We start from the raw sequence: 19,664 nt of genomic DNA on the forward strand, positions 1-19,664 counted from the left end.
CTGCGTGAAGGGGCGGCGGGCCGCCCCTTGCGAGGTTACTTGAGCTGGTTCAGCCAGGCGGTGGACTCGAACCACTTCTGGTAGAGGCGGTCGTAGCTGCCGTCGCCCTTGATTTGGCGCAGGTAGTTGTTGAACCAGTTGAGGGTGTCTTGGTCACCCTTGCGGATGGCCCAGGCCAGCGGTTCGAAGGTGAACGGCTTGTCGAGGTGCACCACGGCGCCCTTGTTCTGGGTGGCGAAGATGGCGTTGTAGGGCAGGTCGTAGACGAAGGCGTCGACCTTGCCGTTGATCACTTCCAGCTTGGCGTCATCCTGAGTTTCAAACTGCAGCAGGGTGGCTTTCGGGATCAGACGCTTGACCGCCTGCTCGCCGGTGGTACCGAGCTTGACCGCGATCTTGTACTTGGGATCGTTGAGGTCGGTGAAGGATTTGATCTCGCCGGCCTTGTCCTTGCGCAGGACGATGGTCTGCCCGACCACGATGTAGGGGTCGGCAAAGTTGACGCGCAGGTTGCGCTGGGGGGTGACGGTCATGCCGCCCATGATGACGTCGAACTTGTCGGTCAAGAGGGCCGGAATGATGCCATCCCAGGCGGTGTTGACGAACTCGACCTTCACGCCCATCTCCTTGGCGACCATCTTGGCCAGATCCACGTCAAAGCCGATGTACTGGCCCTGCTTGTTGGTCATCTCGAAGGGTTGATAGCCGGCGTCGAAACCGACCCGCAGCACGCCGCGCTCCAGCACGGCATCCAGGGTGGAAGTGGGCGCGGCGTTGGCCAGCCCGCACAGCAGCAGGGTAGAAAGAATGAGTTTTTTGATCATAAGTGACGTCTCTGTCAAAAGTGTGTTCGGCCTTGAACCTGATCCCGTGCGACTCCGTGGCACAAGAGACTGCTGCATCCGGCAACAGGGCAAGACAGGATTATTGTCTTGATTGAGGCAAAAGCCCCATATGAGATTCTATTTGCTGCCGACTGAGTGAAAAATGTACCAAATTCCGATTGTGCCAGATGACTCAATAGGTTAGTGGCGCTTTTTCCCCGTGGCGACACTCATAAAATCACACGAAAACAACATATCTATCTAATGAGGCGGGTTCAAGCCAAAAATGTATTCAGCACATTTTGTTACAAGCCAGTCCGCCATCAGTAGTGTCAATTGTTGCTCACCTGGCCGCCAAGCGCCAAAAAACAGATTCGAATGAATTTAGTGTGTGCGATTGCCGCCCACCAAATGGTTTTTAATTGAGGATTTAGTCAGACACCGCTGGGTCTTGTTTTGCGCTTCCAATATACTCAGTTACCTTCGTTTAGTGGCACTGGTATGGACGCCTCAATACTGCTCAAGCTGGATGTATTCACCCTGATGATCATGGCGCTGGGTGGCTACAGCCTCGGCTTCATCACCCTCTCCATCATCTGGTCGACCCACAGGGAGATCCCCGGACTCGGATACTGGTGGTGGTCCAGTCTGTTCGCACTGGCGGCCCAGAGCCTCTTTACCCTGCAGGCCTTCATGCCGAGTCTGGCGGGGATCTGGCTGGCCAATCTGCTGATCACCGTCTGCATCGCCCTGATGCCGCTGGCGCTGCAGCGTTTCTTCGGCCAGCCCCTCAGCTGGTCTGCCAGCGGCTGGTTCATGCTGATCTATGTGCTGATCCTGAGCTGGAGCATTGCCTTCAACGATCAGATGGCCCCCGGGTGCTGCTGGCCTGCCTGAGCTACATGGTGCTGGGGGCGGTGATCGTCTTTCTCATCTGGCGGCACGGCTATCCCGCCTATCTGCCCGCCGTACTGGTGTTCACCGTGGTCAATATCCTGCTCTATGGCTTCAACCTGCTGCGCATGGCATTTCTGCTGCAGGGGGACGCCAGAGTCTTGATGGATCAGAGCGGTGTCAACGTGTTGCCCTTCCTCTCCATGCTGATGGGCAGCTACCTCTCCACCTTCGGGGTGCTGCTGCTCTGCACCCAGTACCGGGCACTGGCCCTGCGCCAGCAGGCGAGCCACGATCCGCTCACCGGCCTGCTCAACCGGCGCGGCTTCATGGAGCTGATGGCCCGGCGCCGGATGACCGAGTTCGGCGCCCTGGCGGTGCTGGATCTCGATGACTTCAAGCAGATCAACGATCGCCATGGTCATGAGATGGGCGACAGGGTGCTGGCCGCGGTGGGGGCCTATCTCGGCGCTCAGCATGAGCTGGTGGCCAGTCGCTTTGGCGGCGAGGAGTTTGTGTTGCTGCTGCCGCAGGAGGATGAAATGGCGCAGCAGCAGCGCTGCGAGCAGATCATTCGCTCTCTGGCGGCGCAGGACATGCACGGGATCGGCATCACCGTCAGCATGGGGCTGGTGCGCTGCCAGCACAGCTGGCACTTCGACACCCTGTTCAGCCAGGCGGATCGCGCCCTCTATCAGGCCAAGCGGGAGGGCAAGAACCGGGTCTGCCGGCTGGCACAAGCCTAGCCGGTCAACCGGCGTCGCGGGGGCGCGGCGCCTGCGCCTTGAGGAAGGGGAGCAGCAGCAGGGCGGAGACGCCGGCGGCCACCGAGATCACCACGAAGAAGCCTTGCCAGTGCCAGATCTCCAGCACCCTGGCGAGCGGATAACCAGAGAGCGCCGCCCCCATGTAGGCAAACAGACCGACGAAGCCGGTGGCGGCCCCCGCGGAATTCTTGTGGGAGCACTCGGCCGCCGCCATGCCGATCAGCATCTGGGGGCCGAACACGAAGAAACCGATGGTGAAGAAACAGGCCGCCTGCATCACGTAGCTGAAGAAGGGCATCAGCCAGAGCGATCCCACCGCCAGCAATATGCCCACCGCGAAGATGAGGTTCATCGGCCCGCGGTTGCCGTTGAACAGCTTGTCCGATCCCCAGCCCGCCACCAGGGCACCGATAAAGCCCCCCACTTCGAACATGGAGATGGCCGAGTTGGCGCTCATCAGATTGAAGCCGCGCTGCTCGGTCATGTAGAGATTGCCCCAGTCGTTGATGGCGGTGCGCACCACGTAGACCAGCACGTAGCAGCAGGCCAGCAGCCAGATATAGGGGTTGCCGAGCACGTATTTGCGCAGGATCTGGCGATGGGAGAGGCCGGCATCCTGAGTCTGCTGGGCCAGCTCCATGGCATCGTTGCGCCACTCGCCTACCGTGGGCAGCCCCATGGCGGCCGGGGTATCGCGTAGCCGCCAGCAGAGGAACAATCCCGCCAGGATGGCGATAAGGCCGGGCACTATCATGCCGTAGCGCCAGCCGTGCTGCAGGGCGAGGGTGCTGACGATGAGGGGAATGAGCGCGCCGCCCACGTTGTGGGCCGTGTTCCAGGCCGACCACCAGAAGCCGCGCTCGCTGCGCGAGTACCAGCTGGTGAGCAGCTTGGAGCAGGGAGGCCAGCCCCAGCCCTGGAAGAAGGCGTTGGCCACCCAGAGGGCGGCGAACAGCCACAGCGACGACGAGAGCCCGAACAATATGTTGATGACTCCGGTCGCCATCAGCCCGAGGCCCATGAAGTAGCGCGGGTTGGCGCGGTCGCTGATGATGCCGGAGAAGAACTTGGAGCAGCCGTAGGTGATGTAGAACAGGGTCCACAGCATGCCGATGTCGGCCTTGTTCAGCATGCCGCTGGCCAGCATGTCCGGCATGGCGAAGTTGAAGCTTTTGCGGGTGAAGTAGAACACCGCGTAGCCCAGATACATGGTCAGCAGGATGTGTAGCCGCCAGTGGCGATAACAGGCGTCGATCTCGGCCTGATCGCGGATGAGGGGCTGGGGCGGAGCGCTTCTCATGAAGCTGAGCATCAGGCGGTTCTCCCCTGCGGCTGGGTGTTACTCATGACTCTCCTCCCGTTTGCGGCCGGGCAGGGTCACGGTCAGCTGGGTGCCGTGCACGCAAGAAAGCTGCAATGCGCCTCCCAGCGCCTGCACCCGCTCGCGAATACCGAGCAGGCCATAGCCTTGGGGCGTGCGGTGTTCGGGCAGGCCGCAGCCGTCGTCTTCCAGCAGCAGCGTCAGTCGCTCGCCCTGGCGGTGGGCCCGAATGGTGACCGAGCTGGCATTGGCGTGTTTCACCACGTTGTTGAGCCCCTCCTGACAGACCCGAAACAGGGTGACCCGCTGGGCATCGGAGAGGCCGGCGTCCGCCAGCTGCCACTCGAGCCGAGTGACGATACCGCGGCGCTCCAGCTCCAGCTCCCGCAGCAGGCCGCGTACCGCCTGCTCCAGGCTCATGTCGTCGAGCTGGCGGGGGCGCAGCCGGCCGAGCAGGCCGCGCACCGCGTCGTAGATGCCCAGCGACAGCGTCTCGATGAGGGCGCTGCTCTGGCCGACCCCGGCATTGTCCGGGGCGAGGCGGCGCACGATGCCGGCCTGGGTGCGGATGGCGGTGATGGTCTGGCCGATGTCGTCGTGCAGCTCGCGCGCCACCTCCTTGCGGATGCTCTCTTCGGTCTCCAGCAGCCGCTCGGTGAGCTGGCGATTGTGGGCGAGCTGGCGGGTCAGCGCCTGGTTGAGCTCGCGCTGGCGCTGGATGCCGGCGCCGAGCAGCAGGCCGGTGAGGCTCTGGGCCAGCAGGGAGAGCAGCAGGTCGAGCGGATGATCGTGCCAGGCCTGGCCGGCCATCAGCGCCACCGTGTTCATCAGGGTGGCGAGCAGGGCCCCCTGCCAGCCATAACGCCAGGCCATGGCCATGATGGGGATGGCCAGACAAAACGGGGTGAAGCGCACCAGCGAGTCGGGCAGGCCGAGCTGCAGCCAGAGGCTCAGCACGAACAGCAGCAGATACCAGACCAGATGGCGAAAACGCCAGTCCACCGGTTGATCCACCAGGGTCGGCCCGAGCGGCACCCAGGTGGCGCGGGTGAGGTAGTGCCAGATCAGCATGCAGGTGGAGGTCAGCGTCAGCCCGCCGGTGAGGGTGAGCAGCAGCGCGGTGAGGCCATCCTCGCCGGCCAGATGCCAGAGCAGGGATTGCAGCCCCGCCGCCACCGTGACGGTGGCCAGCAGCACCAGCAGCTGTTGCCAGTCGTTGCGCACCGGCTGGCGGCGGGCGATCAGCAGCGGCAGCAGGGTGAGCAGGCTGCCAGCCTGAATGAGCGGCCACAGCGGCAGCCCCACCTCCTGGTTGAGCCAGTAGAGCAGCAGGGATTCGCACAGCAGCAGTGGCGGCCAGTAGGAGATAGGGCTTTGCAGCAGTAGCCCCAGACGCAGGCCGAAGGGGAACAGCAGGGCCGCCAGCATGGGCGATCCCGCCAGGTGCAGGCCGATGCTCCACAGGCAGAACCAGCCTGCGGCAAAGATGAAACAGGCCGCCAGCGAGATGGCGACATAGCTGGCAAGACGGGGGATCACCAGCTGTCCAGCATGCGGTGGGCCAGCTCCACGTTGTTGCTGACCTTGAGTTTGTCCATCAGGTTGGCGCGGTGCACGTGCACCGTCTTGGGGGAGAGACCGAGCTGCTCGGCGATGGCCTTCACCTCCAGTCCCCGCGCCAGCAGCTGGGCCACCTCCCGCTCCCGGTTGGTGAGCGGATCCTGGCTGTTGCAGGCCAGCTTGTGGGCGATGTCCGGGGTGAGGTAACAGCCACCGTGGGCGGCGGTGCGCACCGCGGCGATCAGCTCGTCCGGGCTGCAGCGTTTGGAGAGGAACCCCTTGGCGCCGGCCTGCAGCGCCTGTTCGATCAACGCCGGGCTGTCGTGTACCGACAGCATCACCACGGCGAGGCCGGAAGGGAGGTGCTTGAGCAGATCCAGCCCGGACTGGTCCGGCATGGAGATGTCGCACACGCACAGCTGCACGCCGCTGCCGGGCAGGCCCGCCAGCGCCTCGGCGGCGGAGCCGAATTCGGCCACCACCTGCAGGTCGGGTTCGAGATTGAGCAGTTGGGCAAAGCCGGAGCGGACGATCTGGTGATCGTCGATGAGGGCAATCTTTATCATGATGTCAGCCTGAAATCTGCGGCCAGGGTGCTGGCGCGGCCAACAAGATACCTGCCGCCTCGTCCGGGCTCAAGAGAAAGCAGGGCAGGTGAGCGGGATCGGCGGCGCTTCTGTGGCAAAGCTTGATCGGGATCAGGGGCGGGCACGTGCGCAGGCCTGCGGCAGCCACTTGGCACGTACCCGGGAGGATTAGCGATGCAGCTCGCCGGCACGCTCCGGCTGATAGACCACTTCCAGGATCTCCACCTCGATGGTGCGACCGGCCGGGCCGGGCCAGGCGATGCTGTCGCCTACCTTCAGGCCGAGCAGGGCGCTGCCGACCGGGGCCAGCACGGAGATCTTCGACTCGTCACCCTGCACGTCCTTCGGGTAGACCAGGGTCAGGCAGAATTCGTTGCCGCTGCTCGGCATCTTGAAGCGCACCGTGCTGTTCATGGTGACCACGTCCGGCGGCATGTCGGCCGGCTCGCGCATCTCGGCGCGATCCAGCTCCTCCTGCAGGGCCAAGTGCTGAGGATGGTTGCCGAGCAGTTGCTCGATGCGGTCGAGATCCAGGCTGGAGATCACGAGATGAGGTTGTTTCATAAGATATTCCTTATCAATGGGTTAAAGGACCAGGATGACGGGCAAGCTGGTCGAAAAAGAGTGTGCGATACGAAAAAACAGATCGGGAATGCGATGCCCCCGAACGACTCGCTGTCGGAGGCGAGGGCGGGGGCTCAACGGGGTGTGAGCTGGCTTGATAAAATAATGAGCGCTTTCATGGGGATACCATAACCATTCTGGACTGCTTTGGCAATTATCCTGACAAGCTTGTCAGGGGGCCTGGTAATCGTACTGCTTGATGATGCGCGCCAGGCTGCCATCGTCGTGCATGGTGGCGATGACCTTGCGCCAGCGGGTTGCCTCGGCGGCCGGGAAACGGGGGCTGGCGGCCAGATAGAGCGAAGCCCGCTGCAGGGTGTCGCCGCGCACCAGATCCGCCAGCGGCAGGCCGGCCTGCTGCTGGTTGTAGCGGGCGCTGTTCCAGGCCACCGCCCAGCCCTGGATGCGACCCAGCGCCAGCTTGCTGGCGTTGTGGATCTCCTCGGCCACCAGCGCCTGTTTCACTTGCGGGTAGGGCTGCAGCAGGCTCTGGCCATAGGAGCCGCGCATCACCCCGACGGTGAGGCCGGGCAGCTCTTTGCTGGTGATGGGGGCCGGGTGGTACTGGCGATGGCTGACCAGCACGAAGGCCTCGTCCAGCAACGGCGCAATCCACAGGAACTGCGGCTCGCGCTGGGGGCTGCGCACCGGCGGCACCAGCAGCACGTCCTGGCGGTGGCGGGTCTGGCTGAGGGCGCGGGCCAGCGGCATCAGCTCAATGGTGAGCGGCTCCTTCAGGCGGCGGGCCGCCTCCTCCAGCACCTCGATGGCCATGCCGCTCGGGGCGCCCTGATAGGAGCGAATGACATAGGGGGGGATCTCGGCGGCGATGACCACCACGGCCTTAGCCTGGGCGGCGGGGAAGAGCAGGGCGCAAAGCAGCAAGAGCAGGGAAGTACGCATGGCAGGCCGGATCCGGGATGAGTACACAGAGTGTAACATCCCGTCAGCACAAATCAGCTCACCCCATTCGGGGCGTCCCGTCAGTCGAAGAAATCCCGCAGATCCAGGGTCTGGTAGCCCTCCAGCTGCTGCCAGGGCAGGCTCTTTGGCAGGGGCTTGAGGGTCACCTCCATCCGGTAGCTGCGATAACCGTCGAGGCTTGCCGACTCCACCACCAGCGGCAGCTGCCAGCGGCTCGACCAGAGGATGCGGGTGCGCTGGTTGTCCTCGCGTTTTTCATACCAGCGTGCCTGTTCGGGGGCCGCCTCGTCGAGGGGGGTCATCTCCTGCAACAGAGCCGGGTTGATGAGGTGGCGGATCCGCAGCCAGTCGGGCTTGAAGGCCACCTGGCCGTACTCCTCCTCCGGCACCTCCACCAGCTGGTTGTGCCAGCTGTCGGCGTAGCACAGTTGCAGCATCCCCTGCTGGTCGCGGGTCACCCAGCGCGCCGCCATCTGGTGGGTGAAGTGCTTGTGGCCCGGAGTGGCATCGTGGGTAGCGTGATAGGCGCGGGCAAGGGGCAGCGGGATGAGCCGCTGGCTCCACACCTGATCGCCAACCCGCAGCCACTTCTCCTGCCACTGGCTCTCCTTGCTGATGCCATCGCTGCTGGTGACCCTGTCCTGATAGCGGATGCGGGCGGCCAGATCGGGGACTTCATCGGCCAGGAGGGGAAAAGAGAGGCTGCTGGCGAGCAGCCACAACGGAAGTAAATATCGCATCATGGGTGATCGCTCGAACGAGCAGGGCCCGGCACCCTGCCGGGCCCTGCCGTTTACAGGCCGAGCGCCTCCTTCAGCTTGCCGAACACCCGGGTGTTGTCCAGCGTCCCCTTGAAGCGGCTGCTGCCGGCACCGTCGGCGAACAGCATCACGTCGCCGCCGCCGTGGGTCTCGGAGCCGAGCTTGACCCCGGTCTCCTGCAGGTAGTCGTCCGCCATCACCTGATCGCTGGTGAGGGTGGGGCGCACGTCGGGACGGTTGGGGCCGTTGCCGAACACCAGGGTGGTGAACGGCTTGCCATCCACGTCGTTCTGGGTCGAGCCGTCGCCATTTTTCACCAGATCCAGCACCTTGTTGCCCTTGGCCGAGTAGCCGTTGATGGTCATGGTGTGGTCATGGTCGGCGGTGACCACGATCAGGGTATCTTTCAAATCCACCTTGCCGAGCGCCGTCTTGACTGCGTCGTCCAGTGCCACCGCATCGGTGAGCGAGCGCTTGGCATTGGTGCCGTGCAGGGCGTGGTCGATCCGGCCCCCTTCCACCATCAGGAAGTAACCCTGGCTGTTCTGGCTGAGCAGATCGATCGCCTTGGCGGTCATCTCGGAGAGCGACGGCTGGGTATTGGCTGCCCCCTTGGCGACGCGGTCCAGCTCGTAGTCGAGGTGGGATTTGGTGCTGAACAGCCCAAGCACCTTGCCCGAGTTGACGCCAGCCAGCTCATCTTTGGTGGTGACGTAGCGATAGCCCTGGGCCGTCAGCTCGGCGGTTAGATCCCGCCCGTCGGCGCGGCCACCCTTGTTGCTGGTGCTGTTGTAAGGCGTCCAGTGATTGGCGCCGCCCCCCATCAGCACGTCGACCCCGTCCCCCAGCGCCTGGTTGAAGCCGGCACCGCCCGGTACCGCCTGCTCGGCGATGGCGTAGGCGGCATCGCGGTGGCAGATGTGGGAGTAGGTGGCGGCCGGGGTGGCATGGGTCAGCTCGGTGGTGGTGACGGCCCCCACCGACTTGCCAGCCGCCTTGGCCAGCTCGAGAAGGGTGGGCACCGGCTTGCCGTTGTCGCTGGCGCAGTTGTTGACGCCCTTGTTGCCGTTGACATCCTTGCCGGGGGCGACGGCTTTGGTGTCGCTGCTCATGGCGATCACCTCGTTGTTCATCTTGACCCCGGTGGTGTAGGCCGCCATGGAGGGGGCCGAGTCGGTGGTCTGGGCATCGTTGGAGAAGGTCTTGATGCGGGCGCTGCGAGCCAGCTTCATCATCTCCAGATTGCCCTCTTCTCCCACCTTGTAGAGGCGGGTGGCGGTGAGCACGGTGGGGCCCATGCCGTCGCCGATGAAGAGGATGACGTTTTTGGCGTCGGCTGCCTGTGCCTGGGCCGCGCCGCCGAGGGCGGCCAGCAGGGCCGTGCTGACCAGGGTTTTATGCAGGTTCTGCTTCATGGATTGGTTGATGGCTCTTTTCATGGGAATGCTCCTTACAGCCCGGCCGCAGCCTTGACCTTGCCGAACACGGCGGTGTTGTCGAGTGAGCCGTGGAAGCTGTCCGCTCCCTGGCCGATGGCGCCGAGGAAGACGTCGGTGCCGCCGTGGGTCTCGTTGCCTATTTCGCCCACCTTGACCACCACCTCCTGGTGATAGTCGTTGGCGGAGACGGTGGCGTCGTCCAGCGGCGCCACGCTGCTGCGCGGCCCGTCCACCCGGTTGTAGCCGTTGCCAAAGCCGATGATGGTGTAGGGCATGCCATCGGCATCCTTGCTCGGCTCGCCGGTTTCGTAGTTCTTCACCAGCCCGAGCACGCCGGGGTTGTCGGCGGTGGTCTTGCCGGTACGCTTGGCATAACCATTCAGGACTAGCGTGTGGTCATGGTCGGCGGTGACCACGATCAGGGTGTTTTTCAGCTCGGGATCGGTTTTCTTTACCTCGTCGAGGGTCGCCTTGATGGCGTTGTCGAAGGCGAGGGTATCCTGCAGGGCACGCTTGGCGTTGGTGTCGTGCAGGGCGTGGTCGATGCGGCCCCCTTCCACCATCAGGAAGTAGCCCTGTTTCTGGTCTTTGAGCTGCTTGATGGCGGCCAGGGTCATCTGGGCCAGGGAAGGCTCGCTGGCGGGCCGGTCCAGGTCATATTTCATGTGGCTTGAGCCAAACAGCCCCAGCAGCGGCTTGCCTGCCTCGGCCTTGTTCAGCTCGTCCAGATTGCTGGCAAACTGGTAGCCTTTGGCCTGCATTTCGCTAATAAGGTTGCGGCCATCCTCGCGCTTGCCCTTGTCGGCCTTGGGCAGGAAGAAGCTGCTACCGCCGCCGAGTACCACGTCCACCCCCTCTTTGAGGGCGCTGTTGTAACCGGCGCCGCCGGGCACCAGCTGGGCGGCGATGTCGGCTTCCAGATCCCGGTTGCAGAGGTGGGCATAGGTGGCGGCCGGGGTGGCGTGAGTCACCCGGGTGGTGGTGACCACGCCGGTGCCGCGACCGGCGGCCTTGGCCAGCTCCAGCAAGGTGGTGACCGGCTTGCCGCCGCTCTTGCTGCAGTTGCTCTCCTGGGTGGCGTCGCTGTCCATGCTGATGACGCCGTTGTTGCTCTTGACCCCGGTCATGTAGGCGGACATGGAGGGGGCCGAGTCGGTCACCTGGGCATCGTGGGAGAAGGTCTTGATGAAGGCCGTCTCCGGCAGGGTATCGATGGTGAGGCTGCCCTCTTCACCGACGCCGTAGATACGGGCTGCGGTCAGGGTATTGAGACCCATGCCGTCGCCGAGGAAGAAGATCACGTTCTTGGCGCCGGGGGCGGGCGCACTGCTGTCGTTGTTGGAGTTGCAGCCGGCGGCCAGGGCGGCGCCGATCATCAATGCAAGTCCTGCCATCTTTCTCATTGGGGTTCGCTCCTTGTAAAACCTGAGCGCAGCCTAGAGGTCGCAGATGACACTTTTAGTGAAACGGGATGACAATCCGATGAAGGTGTTGCGTGAATGTTATGTTGTATCAATAGCTTATATTAATGCAGCCGGAGCACGGGACGCCGGTGGGCGAGGGGGCCGGGTGGGGGCGAATCTGGCCGGATTGCGGGCTGGCGGCTAGAATGGCCTGTCAAATCAGGGCGTGTGCAGGTAAAATGCGCCCCCTTGCGACGCCCTGCGTCCGCCACCGCTCGCCGCTCGCTCCACCGCAAGCCAGCGCCCGCAGTCCCTAGATGAGAGTAACGGATATGTCCATCAACTGGTTCCCCGGCCACATGCACAAGGCCCGCAAAGAGATTGCCGAGGTCATGCCCCAGGTCGATGTCATCATCGAGATGCTCGACGCCCGCATCCCCTTCTCCAGCGAAAACCCGCTGGTGCCCGAGCTGCGCGGCGATACTCCGGTGATCAAGGTGCTCAACAAGGCGGATCTCGCCGATCCCGAGATCACCGAGCTGTGGGTGGCCCACATGGAGCAGGAGAAGGGGATCAAGGCATTGCCCCTGACCCAGCAGGAGCCGGAGAAGATCAAGCAGCTGCTGACTCTCTGCCACGAGATGCTGCCGGAGCGCAATCTGGAGCTGCGCGGCGTGCGTGCCATGATCATGGGCATTCCCAACGTGGGCAAATCCACCCTGATCAACACCCTGGCCGGGCGCATCATCGCCCGCACCGGCAACGAGGCGGGGGTGACCAAGTCCCAGCAGCGGATCAAGCTCGACAACAACGTCATCCTGACCGATACCCCGGGTTTCCTCTGGCCCAAGCTCAACCCGCCCTCCTGTGGTTATCGGCTGGCCATCACCGCCGCCATCAAGGACACGGTGTTTGACTACGCCGACATCGCCATGTTCGCCGCCGATTACTTCATCAAGGCCTACCCGGAGCGGATCCAGGCGCGCTACCAGCTGAGCGAGCTGCCGGAAACCGAGATCGAACTGCTGGAGCTTATCGCTCGCCAGCGCGGCTTCATGCGCAAGGGCGGCCTGGCCGATCTGCACAAGGCCTCCGAGATCCTGGTCAACGAGTTCCGCTCAGGCCTGTTGGGTCGCATCTCTCTGGAGACCCCGGCGATGGTGAGCGTCGAGATTGTGGAAGCCGAGGCCGAGGCCGAACAAAAGGCCAAGGAGAAGGCAGAGCGGGAAGAGGAGCGTCAGGCACGGGCGCGTCGCAAGTACGCCAAGAAGCGTCAGCGCTAACCGGCGTTGTGCCTGGTACTCACCAAGAGGCGGCCCCTGGGCCGCCTCTTCGTTTTTGGGCAGACTGAGCATCAGTGACGGGGCGGCTTGGCCACTGTGGTCGCGTACTTTTGTGTGCCGCTCCGCTGCCATGTTCATGGCGCCGCGCAAGGTCGATGAGGATGACCGACCGGCCATGCCCTCACCAACACCACCAAACTACCCGTTAATCAAGGGGATAAGCCGGCTGCCGAGCAAGTGCAGCGCTGTGCCAAATGAGGATTTGTTGCCAGCGCGAAAAAAACATCCCCTGCGCCAATTAACGCCGATTGACAATGGCATTGGCGGTGGCATGATGCGCTCGCATTTTGACTCTCCTCACGGTATTACCCATGACCACCTACACCCGGCCAGTGCTGTTGTTGCTCTGCGGCCTGCTGCTGCTCACGCTGGCCATCGCGGTGTTGAACACCCTGGTGCCGCTCTGGCTGGCCCATGACAATCTACCGACCTGGCAGGTGGGCATGGTCAGCTCCTCCTATTTCAGTGGCAACCTGCTGGGCACCCTGCTGGCGGGGGCGCTGATCAAGCGCTACGGGTTCAACCGCAGCTACTACCTGGCCTCCGCCCTCTTTGCCGCTGGCTGTGTCGGGCTCGGTATCACCCTTGGTTTTTGGAGCTGGCTCGGCTGGCGGTTCCTCGCCGGCATCGGCTGCGCCATGATCTGGGTGGTGGTGGAGAGCGCGCTGATGTGCAGCGGCAACGCGTGCAATCGGGGGCGGCTGCTGGCCGCCTACATGATGGTCTATTACCTGGGGACCGTGCTCGGGCAACTGCTGATCAGCAAGCTGCCGACCGGTCTGATGGAGGTACTGCCCTGGGCGACCGGGCTGATATTGGCGGCTATCCTGCCGCTGTTGTTCACCCGCATTGTCAGTGAGCGCAATGAGCAGCAAGGGAGCACCCGGGTCTGGCCTATGCTGCGGCTGCGGCAGGCACGGCTCGGGGTCGATGGCTGCATCATCTCCGGCATGGTATTGGGGTCGCTGTACGGCCTGATGCCGCTTTATCTGAACCACCGCGGGGTGAGCGATGCCGGCATTGGCTATTGGATGGCTGTGATGGTGAGCGCGGGCATCCTGGGGCAGTGGCCGGTGGGCCGTCTGGCGGATCGGTTTGGTCGCCTGCCGGTGCTGCGGGTACAGGTGCTGGTGGTGATCCTGGGGTGTTGCGCCATGCTCGGCGGTGTGGCGATGGGCCCGGCGCTGTTTGTGCTGGGCGCCGCCGGTTTCACCCTCTATCCGGTGGCCATGGCGTGGGCCTGCGAGAAGGTTGAGCACCATCAGCTGGTGGCGATGAATCAGGCGCTGCTGCTGAGCTACACCATCGGCAGCCTGCTGGGCCCGGCCTGTACCGCGCTGTTGATGCAGCACTACTCGGACAATCAGCTGTTCATCGTGATCGCCGGCGTGTCGTGCCTTTATCTGCTGATGTTGCTGCGCAAGCTGGGTGAACACCCGACGCCGGTGGCACACGCCTGAACGGGGCGGCAGGGCCCCAGCCTCACTTTCCGACAAGGGGTTCAAAACGGTGCTAGGATGCCCGATGTCAATAGGGTACCCGGTATAAAGAAGAGGCGGCCCCAGGGCCGCCTTGTTGTTTGCAACGGTTGCCAGTTAGAGATTCATGGAGAGATTAACGAAGAGATGAACGAAGAGATGAACGGCTAGCCGTAGCGCTTTTTCGCCTCTTCAAACAAGGACATATGCAGCGGGATCAACTGCTGCCAGTCGCGCCGGTAGCCGCCGCCCGGCACGGCAGCGATGGGCAGCCCGTGCCGCAGTGCGCAGTCAAAGACCATGGCATCGCGCTGGCGTATCCCCTCATCGCTCAAGGCGAGATAGCCAAGCTCGTCGTCCTTATGCACATCGACCCCGGCCTGATAGAGGATGAGGTCGGGGGTGTAGAGCCGCAGCGCCAGGTTGAGCGCCTCTGCCAGCGTGGTGAGATAGGCATCGTCCGCCATGCCGCTTGGCAGGGGAAAATCCATGTGGGAGGCGGGCTTGTGGCGGGGGAAGTTGTGCTCCCCGTGCAGGGAGAGGGTGATGATGTCGCGCCGCCCCTGGCACAGTGCTGCGCTGCCATCCCCTTGATGGACATCGAGATCGACGATCAATACCTGCTCGCAGCGCCCTTCGTCCAGGCACACCTGGGCGGCGATCACCAGATCGTTGAAGAGGCAAAAGCCGCTGCCAACATCCCGGTGGGCGTGGTGATAGCCGCCGGAAATCTGCAGGCCACAACCCTGCTCCAAGGCGTGGCGGCTGGCGGCCAGGGTGGCCCCCACCGAGCGCAGGGTGCGCTCAATCAACAGGGGCGACCAGGGGAAACCGAGCTGACGAATTGCGCCTGCATCAAGGGTGCCGACGAGGGCGGCCTCCACATAGGCGGCATCGTGCACCCGTTTGATCTGCTCAGGGCTGGAGGGGGCGGCCTCTGCCAGCGGATAGCCGAGGTTGCCGAGCCGCTCGAACAGCGCCTGGTACTTGGCCAGCGGGAAGCGATGACGCGCTGGCAGGGTCAGGGCGGAGTAGAGGGGGTGATAGAAGATGCGCAGTGACATGACGGCAGGGCCTTGGCAGAGAGGCAGATATGAAAAAGGGGAGCCAGGCTCCCCTTGTCGCACGAAACGAGTGCTCGCGCGCCATTACTGCTGCTGGATCACCCAGATCTGGAAGGCTTTGCGAGTCTCCGCATCGGCCTTGTTGTACCAGTTTTGCAGCTGGGTCAGGGCTTCCGGGTTGCTTTGAGCCTTGCTCGGGGCTACTTGCACCGGGGCGCTGTTGGCGGCCATGACGGCGGCGGTGGAGATGGCAACAGTTTTGGGCTGATTGAAGGCTTTGCCCATGTTGATCAGTTCTTGCTGATAGTCACGGGTCAGCTGGAAGCCTTCGACTTTCGGCAGTACGAACTGCTCGCTGGCAACGACCTGGTTGCTGCTCTTGTCTTTCAGCGCGACTTTCTGCTCTTTGACGAACAACTTGGCTTCAGCTTCGTTGCGCGGCTTCTTGTAGTCCAGCACCAGCTTTTGGTTGTCGGCGGCGGTGAAGTTGATCACCAGCGGCTCGGCAGTGACCAACTTGGTCTCGTTGCGGCTGGAGTAGTTGCCTTCAAAGGCGACAACCAGTTGGTGCTTGCCAGCTTTGATAGGATAGGTACTCGTCTTGTCGAGCAGCTTGGGATTGATGGATTGGCCATCGACCAGCTGTACGACGTAGGGGTTGGTCACTTCGAATTGGGCATCGGCCAGGGCACTACCTGCCCACAACAGACCAGCCAGGGCCGGCACCAGAACAGTCAGTTTCATTTCATCTCCTTGAACAGTCGGCGAGTGCCCACTGAAAAACAGGGGCTCATTTTTACAGGTTTGCCCAAGGGCAGCAATAGGCGTTTATGGCGCCTGGGTTGCCTCTCGGCCCCGCTGTTTAAAGCGAACGCGAGCGACGGCACGGGTTCTGGCTGAGCCAATCGACCCTTGTCTTACTCAATCCGACGGCTGAAGGGGGGCAGCGCGTCGAGCAGCCCCTTGCCATAACGCTTGGTCAATAGACGTCGGTCGAGGATGGTGACCCTGCCCCTGTCCGCCTCCTTGCGGATGAGACGACCGCAGGCCTGAATGAGCTTGCGGGAGGCCTCCGGCACCGTCAGCTGCAGGAAGGGATTGCCGCCCCGCTTCTCGACCCACTCGGCGGTGGCCTCTTCCACTGGCGAGTTGGGTACCGCAAATGGCAGCTTGGTGATCACCAGGTTGGTGAGGTAGTGGCCGGGCAGATCCAGCCCTTCCGAGAAGCTGCCGGTGCCGAACAGGATGCTGGCCTGGCCGCCATCGCACTTTTGCTTGTGCAGGGTGAGCAGGGCATTGCGGGAGGCTTCGCCCTGCACCAGCAGGGAGAGCCCCTTGGCCCGCAGCCCCACCGCCACCTCGTTCATCTGCCGGTAAGAGGAGAAGAGAACCAGGCTCGCCTCCTTGCCTGCCAGCAGGCGGGGCAAGGTGCTGATGAGCTCCTGGGTGAAGGCGGGGGCGCTGGGCTCGTGCTCCATTTTGGGCAGATAGAGCTCGGCCTTCTGGTAATCGAAGGGGGAGCGCAGGCGCAGATAGCGGGAGCCGTCGTGCTCTTTGAGCCCCACCTGATGGCGAAAATAGCTGAAGGAGGAGAGGGCGGTCAGGGTCGCAGACACCAGCACGGCGCCAAGACACCTGGACCAGAGCCACTCTTCCAGCAGATAGCCGACCTCGATGGGAGAGGCATGCAGCCAGATGTCGCCGTCATCGCTCTTGACCATCCAGCGAGCCAACGGCGTTTTGCCTTGTGCCACGTGCCGCCCCAACATCTCCCACAGGGCACAAAAACCCTCCAGCCGCTGCAGATAGAAGCCGCTCTCCGCCAGCAGGGGTTCGGCCTCCTTGCGGCGGATCTCGCCATCCTTCAACGCCTCGCCAATGGCGCCCTGCATTCTGTCCAGCGCCCGCAGTGCCTTCTTGCTCGCCTCCTTCAGGTTTTCCGCCAGCATCGGCAGCGGGTCTGGCAGGACGCCATCGGCGAAGCGACAGTGTTTTTCCTCATTGAACAGCCGGTCGTTGGCGGCGAGCCACTGCTCCAGCGCCTTCAGATCCGGCTGCAGGGAGGCCAGCGCATCCTGCAGCTTGAGCTGGGGATCGAGCAGGCTCTCCTTGTTGAGGGTTCTGGCCAGCTTGCCGGCACCCTGCGCCAGCTTCTCCAGCCAGCGGCGCGAACCCTTGACGCTGGCCGAGGCGGCGCCGTGATCACGGGCGATGGTGGGCAGGTGGTGGGCCTCATCCAGCACATAGATACACTCGTCCGGCGGCGGCAATATGATGCCGCCCCCCATGGTGAGGTCGGAGAGCAGCAGGGCATGGTTGACCACCAGCACATCGGCCGCATCCATGTCGTTGCGGGCGCGGTGGAAGGGGCAGTGTTGATGATGACTGAGCGCCTTGTTGCAGGTGTGGCGGTCGGCGGCGATGCGATCCCAGCAGAGATCGGGGATGGGCTTGGGCCAGTTGTCCCGATCGCCATCCCATTTACCGTCCGTGTAGGCCTGCCACAGCGCCTGATAGCAGCTTTTGTCGGATTCTGATGGCTTGTGCTTGCTGAGACTGCCGAAGTCGAACTCGAAGTTGGCCATCTCGCTGCCGTTTGCGGCCTGTTCCAGCAGGTGCTCGCAGCAGTAGCGCTGGCGTCCCTTGACCAGCATGAAGCGAAACGGCAACTCGCTGTGGCGGTGGTAGAAGGGGAGGTCCTTGTGGATCAGCTGTTCCTGCAGCGCCACGGTGGCGGTGGAGATCACCAGCTTCTTCTGGGTGAGCCGTGCCACCGGGATGGCCCCCTGGGCATAGGAGAGAGACTTGCCGATGCCGGTACCGGCTTCGGCCACCAGGATGCGACGCTGTTTGTCATATTCCCCGGTCAGTGTCTTGGCTATCTCGGCCACCAGAAAATTCTGCTCCTTGCGCGGCACAAAACCGGGTAAGCCATCGGCAATTTGTCGATAGGTATTGCGAATGGTGGTTTTGAGACGGGTAGACAGCATGAAAAAAATGACCGTTGCACAGGGTGAAGGGGAACAGGATACCTGCAACTGGCAACCCGGGTCGAGGCATGTGGCAACGCACAGATCCGACCTCCTCTTCTTTATATAGGGCGTGGCACCGCTATTGTGTGATAAATCACCAATCTGACCGAATAATACCAGCGGTTATCACTGTAAACGTTTTCCCATGACGTGCAAACAATGTGGGATTCAGGTCACAATTTTTCCGCTATGACTATGCTTTTCGTAAAAAGTTCCAAGTTTTTTCATTGCGGATTGGAAAACCCGGTGCTAGTCTCGGCGCCATAGTGATGCAAAGTACATCGCTAACACAGGGAATAACAACGACTTAGTGTTTAATTACAGTAGGCATTGGAAACTATGAAAAAGACAATTCTGGCTATTGCTATCCCGGCTCTGTTTGCATCTGCCGCTAACGCTGCAGTGGTTTATGACAAAGACGGTACCACTTTTGACGTATACGGCCGTGTTCAGGCTAACTACTACGGTGACCACAACAAATCTGTAGCTGCTACCGATGGATCTTGGGGTTTCAGTGAAACTGGTACTCCGGAATATACTCCTGGTACCGCGGCTCATTACTCTGATGTCGATGGTGAGCTGGTTGGTTCTTCCCGTCTGGGCTGGTCCGGCAAGATTGCCCTGAACAACACCTGGTCCGGTATCGCCAAGACCGAGTGGCAAGTTTCTGCTGAAAACTCTGCCAACAAGTTTGACTCCCGCCACATCTACGTTGGTTTCGACGGCACCCAGTACGGTAAGATCATCTTCGGTCAGACTGACACCGCGTTCTACGACGTGCTGGAACCGACCGATATCTTCAACGAGTGGGGCGATGTAGGTAACTTCTATGACGGTCGTCAAGAAGGTCAGGTCATCTACTCCAACACCTACGGCGGCTTCAAAGGCAAACTGTCCTATCAAACCAACGATGACAAAGCCGTTAAAGTTACCGATGTTGGTCAAGGTATCAAAGAAAAAGCGGTGTACGGCAAAGATGTTAAGCGTAACTACGGTTATGCCGCTGCTGCCGGTTATGACTTCGACTTCGGTCTGGGTCTGAACGCAGGTTACGCCTACTCCGATCTGGAAAATACCGCAACCAACAACACTGGCGACAAGAAAGAGTGGGCACTGGGTGCGCACTACGCCATCAACGGTTTCTACTTCGCCGGTGTCTACACCCAAGCAGACCTGAGCTATGACACCACCACCGGTGGTGACAAAGACAAAGGCCGTGGCTACGAGCTGGCTGCTTCCTACAACGTTGATGCTTGGACTTTCCTGGCTGGTTACAACTTCACTGAAGGTAAAGTTGCTTCCAACAAAGCTGGTGCTGAGTACCAAGACATCGTTGACGAAACCTTGCTGGGCGTACAGTACGCTTTCACTTCCAAGCTGAAAGCCTACACCGAGTACAAAATCCAGGGTATCGACAAGATGGACGACGAGTGGACTGTTGCCCTGCAATACAACTTCTAATCTAGCCTCTGCGCTGATTTAGTTGATAAACGGCCAAGCTTGCTTGGCCGTTTTGTTTTATCTGTTTCCCATCTGATTGTCTCTGTTCCCCTCTGTTGATCATTCTCTCCTTCTCCTGTTTGGTTTGCGCCAGTTCACGTTGTCTCTTTTCTGTACTTGGCTCCTAGTCAGCGAATCGCTAG

15 protein-coding genes and 1 pseudogene are annotated in these 19,664 nt (G+C 62.1%); 4 read left to right on the forward strand and 12 right to left on the reverse strand.

Features of this window, described 5'->3' with window-relative positions:
* Positions 1 to 35: 35 nt before the first annotated feature.
* A complete protein-coding gene (locus tag E5E96_RS15325) occupies positions 36 to 824 on the reverse strand; it encodes a transporter substrate-binding domain-containing protein (RefSeq protein WP_016351298.1) in 789 nt (262 codons plus the stop codon).
* A gap of 501 nt (positions 825 to 1,325) precedes the next feature.
* Here E5E96_RS15325 and E5E96_RS15330 point away from each other — a divergent pair.
* Positions 1,326 to 2,464: pseudogene (locus E5E96_RS15330) on the forward strand (GGDEF domain-containing protein).
* Positions 2,465 to 2,468: 4 nt separating this feature from the next.
* On the opposite strand, the gene E5E96_RS15335 reads toward E5E96_RS15330, so the two are convergent.
* From E5E96_RS15335 to E5E96_RS15370, 8 genes are all read right to left on the reverse strand, one after another.
* Positions 2,469 to 3,797 (reverse strand): MFS transporter, encoded by a 1,329-nt coding sequence (locus E5E96_RS15335; RefSeq protein ID WP_011706603.1) that lies wholly within the window; start codon positions 3,795 to 3,797, stop codon positions 2,469 to 2,471.
* Positions 3,798 to 3,824: 27 nt separating this feature from the next.
* The gene (uhpB, locus tag E5E96_RS15340; protein WP_011706602.1) at positions 3,825 to 5,345 is read right to left on the reverse strand and encodes a signal transduction histidine-protein kinase/phosphatase UhpB; all 1,521 of its coding nucleotides are present in this window, start codon (positions 5,343 to 5,345) and stop codon (positions 3,825 to 3,827) included.
* Entirely contained in the window at positions 5,342 to 5,932 is a 591-nt protein-coding gene (gene uhpA, locus E5E96_RS15345) for a transcriptional regulator UhpA (RefSeq protein ID WP_171282519.1), read from the reverse strand. Before uhpA ends, uhpB begins: the two co-directional genes overlap by 4 nt.
* A gap of 189 nt (positions 5,933 to 6,121) precedes the next feature.
* Positions 6,122 to 6,517 carry a nucleoside diphosphate kinase regulator gene (rnk, locus tag E5E96_RS15350; protein ID WP_011706600.1) on the reverse strand — a complete coding sequence of 132 codons (396 nt, stop codon included), beginning with the start codon at positions 6,515 to 6,517 and terminating at the stop codon, positions 6,122 to 6,124.
* A gap of 231 nt (positions 6,518 to 6,748) precedes the next feature.
* Positions 6,749 to 7,480, reverse strand: a complete 732-nt coding sequence (locus tag E5E96_RS15355) for an ABC transporter substrate-binding protein (protein WP_253264648.1) — start codon at positions 7,478 to 7,480, stop codon at positions 6,749 to 6,751.
* 80 nt (positions 7,481 to 7,560) lie between these two features.
* Complete coding sequence (locus tag E5E96_RS15360; RefSeq protein ID WP_171282521.1) at positions 7,561 to 8,244, reverse strand: hypothetical protein; 684 nt, start codon at positions 8,242 to 8,244, stop codon at positions 7,561 to 7,563.
* Positions 8,245 to 8,294: 50 nt separating this feature from the next.
* Positions 8,295 to 9,689: an alkaline phosphatase gene (locus E5E96_RS15365; RefSeq protein ID WP_171283240.1), complete on the reverse strand. Its 1,395-nt coding sequence runs from the start codon at positions 9,687 to 9,689 to the stop codon at positions 8,295 to 8,297.
* Between the two features lie 23 nt (positions 9,690 to 9,712).
* Positions 9,713 to 11,104: an alkaline phosphatase gene (locus E5E96_RS15370; RefSeq protein WP_171282522.1), complete on the reverse strand. Its 1,392-nt coding sequence runs from the start codon at positions 11,102 to 11,104 to the stop codon at positions 9,713 to 9,715.
* 332 nt (positions 11,105 to 11,436) lie between these two features.
* On the opposite strand from E5E96_RS15370, the gene ylqF reads away from it, so the two are divergent.
* Both ylqF and E5E96_RS15380 read left to right on the forward strand, forming a co-directional pair.
* Positions 11,437 to 12,387: a ribosome biogenesis GTPase YlqF gene (gene ylqF / locus E5E96_RS15375; RefSeq protein ID WP_016351290.1), complete on the forward strand. Its 951-nt coding sequence runs from the start codon at positions 11,437 to 11,439 to the stop codon at positions 12,385 to 12,387.
* Between the two features lie 371 nt (positions 12,388 to 12,758).
* On the forward strand, positions 12,759 to 13,907 hold the full coding sequence (locus E5E96_RS15380) for an MFS transporter (protein ID WP_171282523.1): 1,149 nt from the start codon (positions 12,759 to 12,761) through the stop codon (positions 13,905 to 13,907).
* Between the two features lie 185 nt (positions 13,908 to 14,092).
* Here the strand turns inward: E5E96_RS15380 and E5E96_RS15385 are convergent, their stop codons facing one another.
* The 3 genes from E5E96_RS15385 to dinG form a co-directional block, all read right to left on the reverse strand.
* On the reverse strand, positions 14,093 to 14,989 hold the full coding sequence (locus E5E96_RS15385; protein ID WP_171282524.1) for a histone deacetylase: 897 nt from the start codon (positions 14,987 to 14,989) through the stop codon (positions 14,093 to 14,095).
* Positions 14,990 to 15,073: 84 nt separating this feature from the next.
* Positions 15,074 to 15,733 carry a DUF2057 domain-containing protein gene (locus tag E5E96_RS15390; RefSeq protein ID WP_171282525.1) on the reverse strand — a complete coding sequence of 220 codons (660 nt, stop codon included), beginning with the start codon at positions 15,731 to 15,733 and terminating at the stop codon, positions 15,074 to 15,076.
* Between the two features lie 173 nt (positions 15,734 to 15,906).
* Positions 15,907 to 17,979, reverse strand: coding sequence for an ATP-dependent DNA helicase DinG (gene dinG / locus E5E96_RS15395; RefSeq protein WP_171282526.1), 2,073 nt, complete (start codon positions 17,977 to 17,979; stop codon positions 15,907 to 15,909).
* Between the two features lie 381 nt (positions 17,980 to 18,360).
* On the opposite strand from dinG, the gene E5E96_RS15400 reads away from it, so the two are divergent.
* Positions 18,361 to 19,482 carry a porin gene (locus E5E96_RS15400; RefSeq protein WP_017409876.1) on the forward strand — a complete coding sequence of 374 codons (1,122 nt, stop codon included), beginning with the start codon at positions 18,361 to 18,363 and terminating at the stop codon, positions 19,480 to 19,482.
* Positions 19,483 to 19,664 lie beyond the last annotated feature (182 nt).

Source organism: Aeromonas sp. 1805, from assembly GCF_013085525.1.
GTDB classification, from domain to species: Bacteria; Pseudomonadota; Gammaproteobacteria; order Enterobacterales; family Aeromonadaceae; genus Aeromonas; species Aeromonas hydrophila.